Raw genomic sequence first — 16,280 nt, 5'->3', positions numbered from 1 at the left:
TCGCCACGCCTAAATTCACCCGATCGGATGGGAGCATCTGATCGGGATCGGCTCTAGACCTTCGGCAGATCCACCTTCCCGGTGTGGAGTTCCAGGCGCGAGAATTCCGGCGCCTGCTGCCCCGCATCGCGGAAGGCCTGCTTCAGCGCCTGCATGTTTGGCGCGAAGATGGTTTCGCGATTGGCACTGACCCAGTCGCGCGACTGCTGCGGCATGGCCAGCGTGCCCTGGAAGCGCGGCATGACCCAGCGGGCGAACAGTTCGAAGGACCGCCAGGTGGCTTCGCGATCCGCCCATTCATGCGCGCGGAACAGGATGCCGCCCGCCCCGCCATCGGTGTAGGAGAGCAGCCGCTCGATGCCCGCCGCGACGGTCTCGGGCGAACCCACCAGCGTCGAGCCCATCGCCAGGCCGTCGCGCAGCGGGTCCTCCGATCGCATCGGCGGGCGGCCGAGGGTTTCGCTGAAATAGGTCAGCGTCTCCTGCACTTCGCCGACACGGACATCGCGCAGCGCACGTTCGTCGTCCTCGGCGCAATGCAGGTTCACCACCAGGCGCCAGTTGCGGCGATCCATGGTCTTGCCGTGCTTCGCGGCCTCGGCCTCGGCCACGCGCCACTGCTCGGCCAGCATCTTCGGCCCGCCATGCAGCCCGGCACCGAGCGACAGCAACCCCAGCCCGTGCTTCGCCGCAGCCAGCACGCCCGAGGGCGTGGTCGAGGACGCGACCGAGATCGGGAAGCACGGTTCCGAATACGGCGCGAGGTGAAGACGCGCCTCGCGCAGCGTGAACCAGTCGGTCTCCATCGTGACCGGCGCCTCGCACGCCAGCAGCCGCGTGATGGCGGTGAGCGATTCATCCATCCGCCGCCGCTGGTGCGCCGGGTCGATCCCCATCATGTAGGCGTCCGACACCAGCGCGCCCGGACCGCAGCCGAGCATCACGCGCCCGCGCGTCATGTGGTCCAGCTGAACGAAGCGCTGCGCGACCAGCAGCGGGTGGTGATACGGCAGGCTGGTCACGCCGGAGCCCAGCTTGATGTGCTTGGTGCGTTCCGCCGCGGCGCCGATGATGATCTCGGGGCTCGCGATGGTCTCCCATCCCGCCGAATGATGTTCGCCGACCCAGGCCTCGTCGTAGCCGAGGTGGTCGAGCCACTCGATCAGGTTGATGTCGCGCTCGATCCCGAGCGTCGGGTTGTCGCCTACGCGATGGAAGGGTGCCAGGAAGATGCCGAAGCGCAGGCGGCGCGGAGCCATGGGCTGATCCCTCATCACATCGACGGCGGGTCGCCCGCCAGGAATTCCTCGGCACCATAGCCGGCCTCGATCGGGATGCGCAGCACGCGCCCGGCCTCGGTCATGCGCATCTGCGGCATCACGGTCACGACAGGCGTCGCGGCGGCCATCGCGAACGCCTCCGCCACGCTGTCGTGCCGCGCCAGCTTCTGCAGGTTCATCCGGGTCGGGAACACGACCTTGCGCGACCCCGCCTCGGCCGCGGCCAGCGCATCGGCGGGGCGGATCCAGACGCTGTCCACAGCCTCCTGCCCGTCATGCAGCGCCACCTGGCCTTCCGGCGCGGCAGCGAGGAAGAAATGCGTGTCGAACCGCTTGGGCACCGGGATCGGCGTGATCCAGTGCGCGAAATGCGCCAGCCCGCCGGCATCGGGCACCAGGCCCCGCGCGGCCAGCATCGCGGCGAAGTCACCCTCGGCCGACGGCGGCGTGCCAGGTTGCGCGAGCAGGATGCCGCATTCCTCCCAGGTCTCGCGGACCGCCGCGACGCGGAACGCCGCTTCTGGATCGCCCCCCGCCAGGACCGTGTCCGCCGCCTCGACCCGCCCGCCGGGGAACACCAGCGCGCCCGAGGCGAAGTCGATCTGGTGGTGGCGCACCACCATGAAGACCTCGAGGCCCTGCACGCCGTCGCGCAGCAGCAGGACGGTGGAGGCAGGTCGCGCGGGAACCGGTTCGGCCATGACGCGTCATTGCAGCGCGCCCGGGCTGCTACGGCAAGGCGCGTCGGCGTCGTTGACGCGGCCATCGCGCGACAGCAGGCTTGCGCGAAACGCAGGGGAGGAACCGCATGGCGCTGTTGGCGCGCTGGGCAGAGGCCACGCCCGACAAGGTCGCGGCGCATTTCCCCGATCTCGGGCGTGCCATCACCTTCGGCGAACTGGACGCGCGCGCGACACGCATCGCGCAATGGCTGGTCGCACTCGGCCTGCAGCCAGGCGACGGCATCGCCATGCTGATGGACAACCGGCCGGAATTCTTCGAAGTCGCCTTCGCCTGCCGGCGCGCGGGGCTCTACTACACGCCGCTGTCGGTGCATCTGCGGCCGAGCGAGGTCGCCTACATGCTGGGCGATGCGGGTGCGAAGGCGGTGATCGTCTCGCCGGGCGTTGCCGACCTCGCGACCGCCATGCTGCGCGAAGGTGCAACCGGCAGCGTGCCGCGCTTCGCGGTGGGCGAAGGGCTGCCGGGCTATGACGGCTTCGAGGCCGCCATCGTCGCGGCCCCCGCCCACCCGCTGCCGCAGCGCCCGGTCGGGCGCGAATTCCTCTACTCCTCGGGCACCACCGGCCTGCCGAAGGGGATCAAGCGCCCGCTCGTGGCGTGGGAGAACCGCCTGGCGCCGGACTGGGACATGACCTGGAAGACCCTCTATGCCTGCGGGCCAGGGATGACCTACCTCTCCCCTGCGCCGCTGTACCACGCGGCACCGCACAGCTTCACCATCCGCCGCACCATCGCCGAAGGCGGCACCGTCGTGGTGATGGCGAAGTTCGACCCGCTGCGCGCTCTGGAACTGATCGAGCAGTACGGCGTCACCCACAGCCAATGGGTGCCGACCATGTTCGTGCGCCTTCTGGCATTGCCGGATGCCGATCGGCGGCGATTCGACCTGTCGTCGCATCGCATCGCGATCCACGCCGCCGCCCCCTGCCCCGTCGGCGTCAAGCAGCGGATGATGGACTGGTGGGGTCCGATCATCTGGGAATACTACGCGGGATCCGAGAGCGTCGGCACGACTGTGGTCTCGCCGCAGGATTGGCCGCTACGGCCCGGCACGGTGGGCCGCCCCGTAAACGGCGTGACGCTGCATATCGTCGATGACGAGGGCCGCGACATGCCGTCTGGCCAGGTCGGACGCATCTGCTTCGCCGGCGCGCCGCGCTTCGCGTACCACAACGCGCCGGAGAAGACCGCCGCGGCCTATGACGCGCAGGGCCGCGCCACGCTTGGCGACCTCGGCCGCGTGGACGATGAAGGCTGGCTGTACCTGTCCGACCGCCGCGCCGACCTCATCCTGTCCGGCGGCGTCAATATCTACCCGGCCGAGATCGAGGCCGTCATCGCGCGGCATCCGGACGTCGCCGAGGTCGCCATCGTCGGCATCCCGCATGCCGAATTCGGCGAGCAGGTGCATGCGGTTATCGTGCCGCGCGGCCGCGGGGATGGCCTTCAGGCGACGCTGGAGGCGCTGTGCCGCGAACACCTGGCCGGCCCCAAGCGCCCGCGCTCGTGGGAATTCGTGGACGAACTCCCGCGCAGCGAGGCCGGCAAGCTGCTGCGCAGGATCCTGAAGGAGCGCTACCTCAGCCCGTCCTGAGGCCAAGGCGTTCCACGCGCTGGCGTTCCTGCTCGTAGACCTCGATCATGTTCCGCGCATAGGCCTCGCTGTCGAGGTATTCCAGCGGCTGGTCGAGCCGCCGCAGCGTCGCGATATGCGCCGAGTCGTACAGCGCCGCCTTGAAGCCATCATGCAGCGCGCGGCGGATCGCGGGGTCGAGCCCCGCCGGCGCCACCAGCCCATAGGGCGATGTCACCACCATGTTGGCATAGCCGAGTTCGATCAGCGTCGGCACGTTCGGCCAGCGCGGCGAACGTTCGCGCGACCACACGTTCAGGAAGCGGAGCTTGCCCTCATCTACCAGCTGGCCCACGCCCGAACCGCTGGCGCCGCCCTCGATATGCCCGCCGAGCAGCGCGGGCGTCATGTCGCCCTCCCCACGGAAGGGCACGTGCACGAACTCGATGCGCTCGCGCTCCGCGAGATCCACCAGCGTCAGGTGCGGCGTGCCGTTCGCGCCGGTATTGCCCAGGCGCACCTGGCCCGGGCGCCGGCGTGCATCGGCTACCAGGTCAGCCCAGGTCTGATAGGGGCTCTCGGCGCGCACCACGACGGCGAACAGGTAGCCGGTCAGGTGGATGATCGGCGTGAAGTCCTTGGTCACGTCATAGGGCATGCGCTGCATGTGCGGCAGGCGCAGTGCCGGCAGCGTCATCTGCGAGACGGTGTAGCCGTCGGGTCGCGCGCGCGCCACCGCGGCCGCGCCGAGCGTGCTGCCTGCGCCGGGGCGGTTCTCGACCAGCACGGTCTGGCCGAAATGGCGGGTCGCGGCTTCGGCGAAGGATCGCATCTGCACATCGGTCGCCCCGCCGGCCGGGAACGGCACGTAGATGGTGATGGGGCGGCTGGGGAAACGCTCCTGCGCCACGGCGCCGTGCACGAAGGGCGCGGCGGCTGCGGTGCCGAGCACGGCGCGGCGGGTGATGGTCGTCATTCGTGGTCCTCCCGGTTGTTGCATCGTCGCGTCACAGCGTGCGCGCGATGATTTCCTTCATGATCTCGGAACTGCCGCCATAGATGCGGCCGACGCGCGCATCGGCCCAGGCGCGGCCGATCTCGTAATCGGCCATGTAGCCATTGCCGCCATGCATCTGCAGGCAGTCGTCCAGCAGGCGGTTCTGCATCTCGGTGCCGAGCAACTTGGCCTGCGCCGCCAGGTCGATCGACAGCCCGCCATTCATGTGCAGTGCCAGGCAATGGTCGCAGAACACACGGAACATGTTCGCCTGGGCGCGCAGTTCCGCCAGCTTGAAGCGGTTGTGCTGGAAGTCGAACACTGTCTGGCCGAAAACCTTGCGGTCCTTGGCGTAGTCGATGGTCTTCTGCAGCATCACCTCCATCGACATCGCGCTGCGGATGGCGATGACCAGGCGTTCCTGGGGCAGGTTCCTGATGAGGTAGGAGAAGCCGGCATTCTCCTCGCCGAGCAGGTTCTCCGCCGGCACGCGCACATCGTCGAAGAACAGTTCCGAGGTATCGGCAGCGTGCAGGCCGATCTTCTCGAGGTTGCGGCCCTTGGTGAAGCCGGGCGTGCCTTCCTCGACGCAGATCAGGCTGATGCCCTTGCGGCCCGCGCCCGGGTCGGTCTTGCAGACGACGATCACCAGCCCGCAATTCTGGCCGTTGGAGATGAAGGTCTTGGATCCGTTGATGACCCAGTCGGACCCATCGCGCCGCGCATGAGTCTTCACGGCCTTGAGGTCCGACCCCATCCCGGGCTCGGTCATGGCGATGGCGGTGATGATCTCGCCGCGCGCCATGCGCGGCAGCCATTCGCGCTTCTTGTGCGGCAGCGCGAATTCCTCGATGTAGGGCACCACGATGTCGGAATGCAGCGGGAAGCCGATCCCTGATGCATTGGTGCGCGCGATCTCCTCGATGATGATGGCGGCATAGCCGAAATCGGCACCCGCCCCGCCGTGTTCCTCGGCCATCATCGGGCACAGCAAGCCTTCCGCACCGGCCTTCAGCCACACCTCGCGCGGGACGATCTCGGCGCGTTCCCAGTCGCGGTGGAAGGGCACGATCTCGCGTTCGAAGAAGCGCCGAACCTGCGTGCGGAAGATCTCGTGATCGGTGTTGAAGACGCTGCGCGCGGAGCCCACGGGCGGGGCGGCGGTGTCCATGGACGGTTCCTTGTTTGATTGCCGCCAGCCTAGAGCAGATCCCGATCCGTTGGAATCATCCGATCTGGTGAAGATCCTCGCGAAAACAAAAGGCTAGAAGCGTCGCCGGCAACGATGGCAGCTGAGGCCCCTGGCGCGGGCGGGTGTCAGCCGCCCAGCGCGGCGCCGATCATCGACGCCTCCAGGCCCCAATCGGCCAGCGCCGCGGCGCCATCGGCACCGCGCCGCGGTGCTGGCATGGGTTCGGCCGCCGGCGTGCGCGAAAAACGCGGGCTGGGCGCCGGCTGCGCACCGCCGCCGCGCGCCAGGAACGTCCCGCGCGCGACATTATGCGGATGCCGCGGCGCTTCCTCGAGGTCCAGCACGGGGGCCACGCAGGCGTCGCTGCCGTCGAACACGCCCGCCCAGTGCTCACGCGGACGGCTCGCGAAGATCGCCGCGAATTCCGCGCGGATCGCCGGCCACCGCGCGGGGTCGGTGCGATCCGCAAAGCGCGCCGCATCCAGCCCCAGCCCCTTCAACAGCAGCGCAAAGAACTGCGGTTCCAGCGCGCCCACCGCCACATACATCCCGTCCGAGCATTCATAGGTGTCGTAGTAGGGGCAGGCGCCATCGAGCAGGTTGCTCTCCCGCGCATTCTTCCAGCGCCCTTGCGCAAGCTGCCCGAAGAAGGCGCCCATCAGCGTGGCCGACCCATCGGTCATCGCCGCATCCACCACCTGGCCGCGGCCGCTGCGCTGGGCTTCGAACAATGCCGCCATGATGCCGTAGGCCAGCAGCATCCCGCCGCCGCCGAAATCCCCCACCAGGTTCAGGGGCGGCACCGGCCGCTCGCCCGCGCGCCCCATCGACCACAGCGCGCCGGTCAGCGCGATGTAGGTGATGTCGTGCCCCGCCACCGACGCCAGCGGCCCGTCCTGTCCCCACCCCGTCATGCGGCCATAGACCAGGCGCGGGTTGCGCGCATGGCAGGCGTCCGGCCCCAGGCCAAGCCGTTCCGTCACACCCGGCCGGAAGCCCTCCACCAGCACGTCCGCGCGCTGCGCCAGCGCCAGCACGGCGGCGATCGCCTCGGGCCGCTTCAGGTCCAACGCCACGCTGCGCCGCCCGCGCCCGAGCACATCCGCCGGATGCCCGCCGGGCGGCCCGTCGGGCCGGTCGATGCGCAGCACCTCCGCGCCCAGGTCGGCCAGCATCATGCAGCAGAACGGTCCGGGACCGATGCCGGCGAGTTCGACCACGCGCAGCCCCTGCAGCGGCCCCGGCATCGCTCACCGCCCTTCGAAGCGCGGCGGGCGCTTTTCGCGGAACGCCGCCTTGCCCTCCGCGAAATCCGACGAGGCGCGGATCGCCGACATGCGCTGCCCATGGATCGCCATCTGCTCGGACGGGCCACGCGGGATGATCTCCTCGGTCACCATGCGCTTGATCTCGCTGAGCACCATCGGTGCCATGCCGCACAGTTCCGTCGCCCATTGCCGCGCGGTGTCCAGCGCCTGGCCCTCGGGCACCACCTCGTTCACGAGGCCGATGCGCTCCGCGCGCGCCGCGTCCACGGTGCGGCACAGCAGCATGATCTCCATCGCGACCTTGTGCGGAATGCGCGAGACGAGCCCCGCGATCATGCCCCCCGTCAGACCGAGCTTCGCCTCGGGGTAGTAGAACTTCGTGCCGGCGCCGCAGACCATCAGGTCGCACATCATCGCCAGCACGATCCCGCCGCCGACGCACCAACCTTCGACGGCGCAGATCACGGGCTTGAGCGGCTTGAAACCAACGGTCGGGATGGCGCGCCAGAGCTCCGGCGGGTCCGCCACATCCGCCCCGAAGGTGAAGGCGCGCGTGCCGGTCGCAGTGATGATCGCAACGCGCAGGTCTTCGCGGCGCTCGAAGTCCTGCATCAGGCGCTGCACCTGCTCGGCCATGGGCTTGCTGATCGCATTGCCCTTGGCCGGGTTGTTCAGCGCCACGATTCGGATGGGGCCTTCGTCCGTGACAGTCACCAGTTCCACGTCAGTTCACTCCTGCTCCGGTGCGGCGGATCACATCCGCAAAGATCGCGCGATCGCGCATGATACGGTTGGCGAAGGGTTCGCCGGTCTCGAAGGCGGGGCGCAGGCCACCGATCGCCATGCCACGGGCGACCTGGTCGGATTTCAGCGCCTCCTCCAGCGTCGCGGCGATGCGCGCGCGGAGCGCCGGCGGCAGCCCGGCGGGGGCGGCGATCCCGAACCACGACATGGCCCCGCGCTCCGCGAGACCGAGTTCCATCAGGGTCGGCACGTCGGGGAATTCCGGGTGCCGCGTGTCGCCGAAGCTCGCCAGCGCGCGCAGCCGTCCGTCGCGCACCTGCGGCAGCGCGGCGGGGTCGCAGATCATCTGGATATGCCCCGCCACCAGGTCGTTCACCGACAGCCCGGACCCGCGATAGGGCACGTGTTCGAGCCGCACGCCCGCCGCCTCCCCGAAGATCTCGCATTGCAGCTGCGTGATGGTGCCGTTACCCGCCGAGCCGAAGCGCAACTGCCCCGGCCTTGCGCGGCCATACGCGACCAGTTCCTGGATGGTGCGGGCCGGCACGGCGTGGTTCACGATGACGAAGGCATCCGAACTCGCAACCCGCGCGACCGGCACGAAGTCGCGGTCCGCGTCGTAGGGCGGGCGCATCATGGTGGGGCTGATGGTGAAGACCGCGGTCGGGAACAGCAGCAGCGTCTGCCCGTCAGGCCGCGCGCGCGACACCAGCTCGGCGCCGATCGTGCCACCGGCGCCGCCGCGGTTCTCGATGACGATGGTCTCGCCGATGATGCGCGACCATTCCTGCACCAGCGGCCGCGCGACATTGTCGGTACTGCCGCCGGGCGGATAGGGCACCACCAGCGTGACCTGGCGCTGCGGCCAAACCGGCTGGGCCAGGGCGGGGCGTGCCAGCAAGCCGGCGCCCAGCAGCGGCAGGGCACGGCGATGAAGCGGCGTGTTCATGGCGTTTCCTCCTTGGCCAGTGTGGCGCGGGCATCAACGGCGATCGCCCCCTGCCCTGCCGCGCGCAGGATCAGCGGATTGATGTCGAGTTCGACAAGCCGCGGACCAAGCTCCGCCGCCAGCCAGGACAGGCGTGACAGCGTATCGGCCGCAGCGCCGGTATCGGCGGGGCGGCCGCGCAGCCCGGCCAGCACGGGTGCGACGCGCAGCCCCTCGATCATGGCGCGCGCCTGCTCGGCCGAGACCGGCGCCGGCGCCATGCACACATCCTGCAGCACTTCCACCAGGATGCCGCCGGCGCCCACCAGCACCATCGGGCCGAATTGCGGGTCGTGGATCGCGCCGAGGAACAGTTCGGCCTCGCCGCGCGCCATCTCCTGCACGACGCAGCCCTCGGCGTCCGGCCCGAGCCGCGACGAGACCTCGGCGAAGGCTGCGCGCAGCGCCGCGTCGTCACGCAGGTCGAGCCGCACGAGCCCGGCGTCGGATTTGTGCACCACGGCGCGGCTGACGCCCTTCAGTACGACCGGGTAGCCGATGGCCTCCGCCGCCGCGACGGCCTCCTCGGCCGACTGCACCGCGGTTTCGCGCGTGGTGGCGATGCCGCAGGACGCAACGAGGCGCTTCGCTTCGCCTTCGGTGAGCGCGCCGCCGGGCAGCGCCGGTGCCGGGGCCATGCCGGCGGGCCGCTCCGGTGCCGGCGGCACGGCACGCCCCGCCGCCGCCTCATCCAGCGCGCGCATCACCGCCAGCGCATCCGAGACGCGGTCGAAGAACGGGAAATCCGCCGCGCGCATCGCCACGCGCGACGCATCGCCGACCTTGCCCGCCGACATCACGTAGAACAGCGGCTTGCCGCCCGCGCGCGCCAGCGGCGGCAGCAGTGCCGCGCGCCCGGCCATGTCCGGCTGCGTCGTCATCGGCACCGCGACGGCGCCGACATCGGGGTCCGCCATGAAGGCGCGGATGCACTCCGCCAGGCCGTCACCGCTGGTGCCCTCGTGGAAGGATCCGGTATCGACGGGCAGATGGATGTGGCTCTCGGGCATCCAGCGCGCCAGCACCGCGCGTGTCGCATCCGCCATGCGCGCCAGCCGCAGCCCATGCCCCGGCAGCATGTCGGCAAACGTCACGGTGCTGCCGCCAGAGGACGCGATGGGCGCCAGCCCCAGCCCGGCTGCCGGCCATGGCGGCAGGCGCAGCGCCGCATCGGCCGCGAGCACCATCGCCTGCGGGTCCTGCATCACCACCGCGCCCTCGGCGCGACAGACGGCTTCGAAGGCGGCGAAGGCGCCGGCCAGGCTGGCGGTGTGGCTGCGCGCGGCGGCCGCACCCGCCTCGCTGCGCCCGGCCTTGACGATGAAGACCAGCTTGCCGGCAGCGCGCGCCCCGCCCAGCAGCGCGCGGAAGCGGCGCGGGTCGCGCAGTCCCTCGATGTACAGCGCGATGGCGCGCGTGGCGTCGTCGGTCACCAGGAAATCGAGAAAGTCCTCGAGCGCCAGGTCCGCCTGGTTGCCCACCGACACGCAGCGGCTGAAGCGCGCGCCGTGGTGATGCCCGAAGGACAGCAGCGTTCCCATCAGCGCGCCGGACTGGCTGACCATGCCGATGCCGCCGGGGCGGTAGTCGTCTTCCTCCAGCGCCAGCGAGGAGGACAGCATGGCGCGATCGACCGGGTTGAAGATGCCCAGGCAATTCGGCCCGACCAGCCGCATCCGCGCGCCACGCGCGATGGCCAGCACGCGCTCCTGCAAGGCAGCACCCGCCGGCCCGGCCTCTGCCAGTTTCCCGGTGATCACGATGCAGGCCCCCACGCCGGCCGCCGCGCAATCGGCGACCTGCGCCTCCAGCGCCGAGGCCGGCACGGCCAGGATCGCCACATCCGGCGGCTCCGGTGCGGCGGAAGCCCGCGGGAAGGCCGGCAGCCCGCGGATCGTCGCGCGGTTCGGGTTGATCGGCAGGATGCGGCCGGGAAAGCCGTGCTTCAGCAGGTAATGGATGACCCGGCCGCCGAACTTGCCGACATCGTCGGAGGCACCCACGACCGCGACGGATCGCGGCGCGATGATGCGCGCGATGGGCAGGGGGCGCCCGGTTTCCGCTTCCTCCACGCCCGTCTCCATCCGCGGGATCCGGACAGGCTAGGCCAGGAAATCGCCCGCGTCAGCCCACGGCTTCGGCGCGAAACCCGTCGCCCCAGCGCGACAGCCGCGCGCGGGATGGCGAGGGGAAATGCGCGAAGCACAGCAGCGTGCGCGCCTCGCAGGCGCACTCCAGCACGCGGCGGCGCGTGACGGCGGCCTGCGCCGGGTCGAAATCGGCGCGCATCGAGATCTCTGGATAACGCGCCTGCAGGGGCGAATGGATCAGGTCGCCGGTGAACAAGGCGTCATGGTCGCCGCGGCCGACGCGCAGCGCGACATGGTGCGGGGTGTGGCCTGGCGTGGCCTCCAGGCGGATGTCGTCCGTGATGGCGTGGTCGTCCGCGACCATCTCCGCGCGCCCGGCGGCGACGATGGGCAGCACGGAATCGGCGAAGGGCAGCACCGGCGCCTTCGCATTCTCGGCGTTCCAATGCGCGAATTCAGCCGCCGAGAACACATAGCGCGCCTTGGGGAAGGTCGGCACCCAGACGCCGTTCTCAAGCCGCGTGTTCCACCCGACATGGTCGACATGCATGTGGGTGCACATCACCACGTCGATGTCGTCCACGCTCAGGCCAAGCGCCGCCAGGCCACGCATGTAGCCATCGCCGCGCAGCCGGTTCCAGAACGGGTGCAGTGGCCGGTCCTTGTCGTTGCCGACGCAGGTATCGACCAGGATGGTGTGGTGCTTCGTGCGCACCACCCAGGACTGGATCGCCAGCACCAGCTTCCCGGTGACGGGATCGAGCGCCGCCGGTTCCAGCCAGGCGCGGTTCTCGTCCAGCAATTCCTTCGTCAGCGTCGGGAAGAAGGTCAGCGGGTCGAAGAGCGGCGTCTCCTCCTCGATGATCCGTTGCACCGTGATGTCGCCCAACGCGAAGCCATTCGTCATCGGTTGTCCGCCTCCCGTTCCGCGCGCAACAGCACGATTCCCACCACCAGCGCCGGCAGCCCGCAGACCGCGAAGCCCAGCCCGTAGCTGCCGGTGGCGATCAGCACGCCCGAATAGACCAGCGGCAGGATCAGCCCGCCCAATTGCCCGAAGGACAACACGCCGCCGGTCGCAGCACCCGCCTGGCCCGGCACGGCCAGCCGCGCCGCCTCAGACAGCAGGATGCCGTGCCAGGACATGACGGTGGCGCTCAGGATCGTCGCAACCACGCCGATCAGCAGCAGCGGCCAGGACGGCCCCAGCAACGCCATCATCGCCGTGCCGCCCGCCATGCCGAGCGCCAGCCAGCACATCACCACCACCGGATCGACCCGCCCGCTGCCGAGCCAGCCCCAGAAGATGCGCCCCGGCACCGCGATCACCATCGCCACCGAGAAGACCAGCCCCGCCGCGACAAGCCCATGCCCGAGCTCCACCAGCGCCACCACGAAGTACGAGGTGAACACCGTCTGCAGCCCGTTGAACGCGAAGCACGCGAAGGACAGGCGCCGCAGGTCGGGCCTCGCCATGACGTTGAGTATCGTGGTGTGGAAATCCGACAGGCGGAAGGATTGTGTCGGCACGCGGTCGGCATCGAATTCCGCACGCAGCGGTTCCAGCATCGCGGCGAAGACCAGGCAGGACAGGGCGGCGATCAGCAGCGCCCCGCGCCACCCGGTCAGCCCCGTCAGCCAGGGCCCCAGGATGCCCGCCACCAGAAGCCCCGCCGGGACCGCCGTCTGCTTGATCGAGAAGACCAGCGGCGCCTGCCGCGGCGGCGAATAGCGCCCGAGCAAATGCGAACTCGCCGGCGTCGACATCGCCGCCGCGCCGCCGCCGATCACCGCCGAGACCAGGAACAGGAAGGCCGGCCCCGCGGTGGCCACCGCCATGCCGATGCCGAGCAGCACGAGCGCCACCTGGCTCATGCGCATCGCGCCATAGCGCAGAATGAACGACCCGCAGCCAAGCTGGAACAGCAAGGCCGAGAGTGCGGCCGCCGCCACATAGATCCCGAGCCACGCCGGATCGATCGCGAGATCGGCCAGGATCGCCGGCGCGATGATGGGCGGCAGCGACCGGCCGAGCGTCGCGAAGGTCTGCTGCAGGAACATCGCGGTCAGCACGATCAGCAGCAGCTTCATGGGTCGGTCGGCGCGCATGATGCTCCGTGGCGGTGCCAGGTGGTCACGATAGGCCCACACGGGCGCTACTGCGAAGGGCCGCCGACGCCGCCCGCGCGACCGCACCGGCAACGACCGCACTTGATCCCGGACAAGGGCGCGATGCGCCGGCCATGGCAGGATGACGTGTATGACCCCGGCACCAGCATCGATGCGCCGCTTCCTGCTTCTCGCCTGGGTCCTCGCGGGTCTGGTTGCGGGCGGCCTTGCGCTGCTGCTGGGCGCCGGACCGGCCGCGGCTTGGCTGTGGTCGGCCGCGGCGCTGCCGGTCGCGGTGCATGTCGCGATCGGGCTGGTGCGCTCGCTCGCGGGCGGTCGGATCGGCGTCGATGCGGTGGCGCTTGCGGCCATCCTCGCCGCGGTCGCGCTGGACGAAGCCGCGGCAGCCGCCGTGATCGGCCTGATGGTTGCCGGCGGTGAGGCGCTGGAAGCCTGGGCCGAGGGCCGCGCCACCGGCGCGCTGACCGCGCTGATGGCGCGCGCGCCGCGCCGCACGGCGCGCATCGATGGCGAGGCGATCAGCGAGATCGACGTCGCCGACATCCGCCCCCGGGACCTGCTGCTGGTCCGCCCCGGCGAGACGGTGCCCGCCGACGGCACGCTCGAGGACGACGCCGCCACGCTCGACGAGAGCGCCCTGACCGGCGAACCGCTGCCCGCCACGTTCCGCCGCCACGCGGCGCTGCGCAGTGGCGGCGTCAATGCCGGGGCGGCCTTCCGCATGCGCGCCACGCAGGATGCCGCCGCCAGCACCTATGCCGCCATCCTGCGCCTGACGCAGGAGGCCGCCGCGGCGCGCGCCCCGCTGGCGCGCATGGCGGACCGCTGGGCGTTGGGCTTCGTCGGCGCCACCGCCGTGCTGGCCGGCGGTGCCTGGGCGCTGTCGGGCGATCCGGTGCGCGCGCTGGCGGTGCTCGTGGTCGCGACACCCTGCCCGCTCATCCTCGCCGCGCCGGTGGCGCTGGTGGCCGGAATCGGACGCGCGGCGCGCCGCGGCATCGTGGTGAAGGGCGGCGGGGCGCTGGAACGCCTCGCGCGCATCCGCACCGTGCTGTTCGACAAGACCGGTACGCTCACGCCCGGGCAGCCGCGCCTGGCGGCCATCGATGCCGACCCGGCGCTGGGGCGCGACGGCGCGCTGCGCCTCGCGGCGGCGCTGGCGCAGGCGTCGACGCACCCGGTCTCGGCCGCGCTGGTCGCCGCCGCGGTCGCGCGCGGCATCGACCCACCGCTGCCGCAGGACGCCGCGGAAGTGGCCGGCGGCGGCGTCATGGGGCGCGTTGACGCAAGTACGCTGATGCTGGGCTCCGAGGGCTTCCTGCACGCTGCCGGGATCGACCCGCGCAACGGCTTCGGCCTGGTCGCGCAGGTCGCCGTCGCGGCGGGGTCGATCGCGTGGCTGGCGATGGACGGGCGCATCGCCGCCGCCTTCGTCATGTCGGACGGGCTGCGGCCGGATGCGCCACGCGCGGTGCGGCGGTTGCGCGCGCTCGGCGTCCGGCGCATCGCGCTGGTCACGGGCGACCGTGCGGCGGCGGCCCAGGCCGTCGGGCGCGCGCTGCGCCTCGACCAGGTGTTTGCCGACCAATCACCGGCCGACAAGATCGCGCTGGTGCGGGCCGAAGCCGCCGCAGCGCCCACCGCCATGGTCGGGGATGGCGTGAACGACGCCCCCGCACTGGCAGCCGCGGATGTCGGCATCGCCATGGGCGCGGCGGGCACGGCCGCGGCGGCGGAAGCGGGCGACGTGGTGCTGCTGGTCGACCGCGTGGACCGCGCGGCCGAAGCCATCGCCATCGCGCGGCGGTCGCGCCGCGTCGCGCTGCAGGCGATCGGCATCGGCATGGGGTTGTCCGGCGTCGCGATGGTGGCCGCCGCGCTGGGGTTCCTCACGCCGCTGGCCGGCGCAGTGCTGCAGGAGGGCATCGACGTCCTCGCCATCCTGCATGCCCTTACCGCGTTGCGCCCGGGCGCCGAGGAACGGCTTGGCGCAGACCTTCCGCCACAGGCGGGCATCGAGGAGCGGCGGGCCGAACATGCGGGCCTGCGACAACTCGCGGAGAGCCTGCGCAGCGCGGGCGAGGCAATCGATGCCGACGACGCCGCACCGCACCTCGCGGAGATTGTCGCGCGGCTGCGCGATGACCTGCTGCCGCACCAGCGCGCGGAGGAACGCGCGCTCTACCCCGAGGCTGCCGCGCGGCTCGGTGGCCAGGACCCGATGGCGCCGCTGATCCGGATGCATGCGGAGATCGAGGCGCAGGTCGAGCGCCTCGCCGCACTGCTGCGCCTGGCCGAAGGGGAGAGCTGGCACGTAGCGGCACCCGAACTGCGCCGCACGCTGTTTTCCCTTGAAGCACTGCTCCGGCTGCATCTGGGCATCGAGGAGGAGATGCTGGCCGACCTGCGCTAGAGCAGTTTTCGTTCGCCTTGGCTCACTGCAACGACCCTAGCCTTTTTTTTTTTCGCGAGCATCTCTACCCGCTCTCAGGATTCCGTTTGAGCGCGCGATTCTTTAGCCGAGCCTACGCCGGTACAGTGCGATCAGCCGTTCCCAGTGCCGCTCCGCCGCGGGCTTGTCGTAGCACCAGCGTTGTGGGAAGGCGAAGCCGTGGTGGACGGCGGAATGGATTTCCAGTTCGCCCGCAGCACCCGATGCATCGAAAAGCGCGCGCAACTCGGCCACCATCGGCAGCGGCGCCAGCTCGTCATGTTCGGCGCAGGAGATGTACAGTTCGGCGCGGCCCTTGCCGAGCGTCAGGTGCGGGCTTTCCTCGGCATCCGATACCAGCCAGGTGCCGTAGAACGACGCTGCGGCAGCGATGCGACCCGGGTAGCGCGCGGCAGCGGCCAGCGCATAGGGGCCGCTCATGCAGTAGCCATGCGCGCCCACCGGCCCGGCTGCGGCGATGCCCTCGCGGTCGAGAAAGGCCAGCATCGCGGCCACGTCCTCCATCACCGGCGGGATGGTCATCCTGGTGCGGATGGCGCGCATGCGGTCGCGCTCGGGGTCGCCCAGGGTCAGTACGCCGGGGCCGAATGTCGTGTCGCGCCCCGCGCGGTAATACAGGTTCGGCAGCAGCACGCAGTAGCCGCAGGTGGCCAGGCGGCGCGCCATGTCGTGCAGTTCCTCGCGGATGCCGGGTGCGTCCATCAGCATCAGTACCGCCGGCGCGGGCGCGCCGCGCTCGGGGCGGACGATGAAGGTCTCCATCGCGCCGTCGCACGTGGGGATGTCGGTGGTGGTCTCGATCATCGGCTGGTCCTCTGAGGC

Annotated in this window: 13 protein-coding genes; 2 read left to right on the top strand and 11 right to left on the bottom strand. The window is 70.8% G+C overall.

The window, feature by feature from the left end:
• Window positions 1–53 precede the first annotated feature (53 nt).
• Window positions 54–1,259, bottom strand: a complete 1,206-nt coding sequence (locus MWM08_RS08560; RefSeq protein WP_244459025.1) for an LLM class flavin-dependent oxidoreductase — start codon at window positions 1,257–1,259, stop codon at window positions 54–56.
• Between the two features lie 14 nt (window positions 1,260–1,273).
• Window positions 1,274–1,981, bottom strand: coding sequence for an NUDIX hydrolase (locus MWM08_RS08555; RefSeq protein ID WP_244459024.1), 708 nt, complete (start codon window positions 1,979–1,981; stop codon window positions 1,274–1,276).
• A gap of 107 nt (window positions 1,982–2,088) precedes the next feature.
• Here MWM08_RS08555 and MWM08_RS08550 point away from each other — a divergent pair, with 107 nt between their 5' ends.
• Window positions 2,089–3,618, top strand: a complete 1,530-nt coding sequence (locus MWM08_RS08550; protein ID WP_244459023.1) for an AMP-binding protein — start codon at window positions 2,089–2,091, stop codon at window positions 3,616–3,618.
• On the opposite strand, the gene MWM08_RS08545 is transcribed toward MWM08_RS08550, so the two are convergent.
• The 8 genes from MWM08_RS08545 to MWM08_RS08510 form a co-directional block, all read right to left on the bottom strand.
• The gene (locus MWM08_RS08545) at window positions 3,605–4,573 is read right to left on the bottom strand and encodes a tripartite tricarboxylate transporter substrate binding protein (protein WP_244459022.1); all 969 of its coding nucleotides are present in this window, start codon (window positions 4,571–4,573) and stop codon (window positions 3,605–3,607) included. The two genes, MWM08_RS08550 and MWM08_RS08545, sit on opposite strands and share 14 nt — an antisense overlap.
• Before the next feature lie 31 nt (window positions 4,574–4,604).
• Complete coding sequence (locus MWM08_RS08540; RefSeq protein WP_244459021.1) at window positions 4,605–5,765, bottom strand: acyl-CoA dehydrogenase family protein; 1,161 nt, start codon at window positions 5,763–5,765, stop codon at window positions 4,605–4,607.
• A 146-nt stretch (window positions 5,766–5,911) separates the two neighbouring features.
• Window positions 5,912–7,033 carry a CaiB/BaiF CoA transferase family protein gene (locus MWM08_RS08535; protein ID WP_244459020.1) on the bottom strand — a complete coding sequence of 374 codons (1,122 nt, stop codon included), beginning with the start codon at window positions 7,031–7,033 and terminating at the stop codon, window positions 5,912–5,914.
• A gap of 3 nt (window positions 7,034–7,036) precedes the next feature.
• On the bottom strand, window positions 7,037–7,777 hold the full coding sequence (locus tag MWM08_RS08530; protein WP_244459019.1) for an enoyl-CoA hydratase/isomerase family protein: 741 nt from the start codon (window positions 7,775–7,777) through the stop codon (window positions 7,037–7,039).
• A gap of 1 nt (window position 7,778) precedes the next feature.
• The gene (locus MWM08_RS08525) at window positions 7,779–8,747 is read right to left on the bottom strand and encodes a Bug family tripartite tricarboxylate transporter substrate binding protein (protein ID WP_244459018.1); all 969 of its coding nucleotides are present in this window, start codon (window positions 8,745–8,747) and stop codon (window positions 7,779–7,781) included.
• Window positions 8,744–10,858, bottom strand: coding sequence for an acetate--CoA ligase family protein (locus MWM08_RS08520; RefSeq protein WP_244459017.1), 2,115 nt, complete (start codon window positions 10,856–10,858; stop codon window positions 8,744–8,746). The genes MWM08_RS08525 and MWM08_RS08520 overlap by 4 nt, the downstream gene beginning before the upstream one ends.
• Before the next feature lie 52 nt (window positions 10,859–10,910).
• The gene (locus MWM08_RS08515) at window positions 10,911–11,783 is read right to left on the bottom strand and encodes an MBL fold metallo-hydrolase (protein ID WP_244459016.1); all 873 of its coding nucleotides are present in this window, start codon (window positions 11,781–11,783) and stop codon (window positions 10,911–10,913) included.
• The gene (locus tag MWM08_RS08510; RefSeq protein WP_244459015.1) at window positions 11,780–12,967 is read right to left on the bottom strand and encodes an MFS transporter; all 1,188 of its coding nucleotides are present in this window, start codon (window positions 12,965–12,967) and stop codon (window positions 11,780–11,782) included. Before MWM08_RS08510 ends, MWM08_RS08515 begins: the two co-directional genes overlap by 4 nt.
• A 169-nt stretch (window positions 12,968–13,136) precedes the next feature.
• On the opposite strand from MWM08_RS08510, the gene MWM08_RS08505 reads away from it, so the two are divergent.
• A complete protein-coding gene (locus tag MWM08_RS08505) occupies window positions 13,137–15,419 on the top strand; it encodes a heavy metal translocating P-type ATPase (protein WP_244459014.1) in 2,283 nt (760 codons plus the stop codon).
• 102 nt (window positions 15,420–15,521) lie between these two features.
• Here MWM08_RS08505 and MWM08_RS08500 read toward each other — a convergent pair whose 3' ends face one another.
• The gene (locus MWM08_RS08500; RefSeq protein ID WP_244459013.1) at window positions 15,522–16,262 is read right to left on the bottom strand and encodes a dienelactone hydrolase family protein; all 741 of its coding nucleotides are present in this window, start codon (window positions 16,260–16,262) and stop codon (window positions 15,522–15,524) included.
• Window positions 16,263–16,280: the final 18 nt, after the last annotated feature.

The sequence above is a fragment of the Roseomonas fluvialis genome, from assembly GCF_022846615.1.
GTDB classification, from domain to species: domain Bacteria; phylum Pseudomonadota; class Alphaproteobacteria; order Acetobacterales; family Acetobacteraceae; genus Neoroseomonas; species Neoroseomonas fluvialis.
This window is presented reverse-complemented; position numbering and strand designations above follow the sequence as displayed.

Excerpts from the sequence above, each read along its gene's own strand:
- MWM08_RS08540 (WP_244459021.1), bottom strand. The coding sequence starts at position 5,765 with ATGGACACCGCCGCCCCGCCCGTGGGCTCCGCGCGCAGCGTCTTCAAC.
- MWM08_RS08560 (WP_244459025.1), bottom strand. The coding sequence starts at position 1,259 with ATGGCTCCGCGCCGCCTGCGCTTCGGCATCTTCCTGGCACCCTTCCAT.
- MWM08_RS08555 (WP_244459024.1), bottom strand. The coding sequence starts at position 1,981 with ATGGCCGAACCGGTTCCCGCGCGACCTGCCTCCACCGTCCTGCTGCTG.
- MWM08_RS08535 (WP_244459020.1), bottom strand. The coding sequence starts at position 7,033 with ATGCCGGGGCCGCTGCAGGGGCTGCGCGTGGTCGAACTCGCCGGCATC.
- MWM08_RS08510 (WP_244459015.1), bottom strand. The coding sequence starts at position 12,967 with ATGAAGCTGCTGCTGATCGTGCTGACCGCGATGTTCCTGCAGCAGACC.
- MWM08_RS08505 (WP_244459014.1), top strand. The coding sequence starts at position 13,137 with ATGACCCCGGCACCAGCATCGATGCGCCGCTTCCTGCTTCTCGCCTGG.
- MWM08_RS08550 (WP_244459023.1), top strand. The coding sequence starts at position 2,089 with ATGGCGCTGTTGGCGCGCTGGGCAGAGGCCACGCCCGACAAGGTCGCG.
- MWM08_RS08545 (WP_244459022.1), bottom strand. The coding sequence starts at position 4,573 with ATGACGACCATCACCCGCCGCGCCGTGCTCGGCACCGCAGCCGCCGCG.
- MWM08_RS08500 (WP_244459013.1), bottom strand. The coding sequence starts at position 16,262 with ATGATCGAGACCACCACCGACATCCCCACGTGCGACGGCGCGATGGAG.
- MWM08_RS08515 (WP_244459016.1), bottom strand. The coding sequence starts at position 11,783 with ATGACGAATGGCTTCGCGTTGGGCGACATCACGGTGCAACGGATCATC.
- MWM08_RS08525 (WP_244459018.1), bottom strand. The coding sequence starts at position 8,747 with ATGAACACGCCGCTTCATCGCCGTGCCCTGCCGCTGCTGGGCGCCGGC.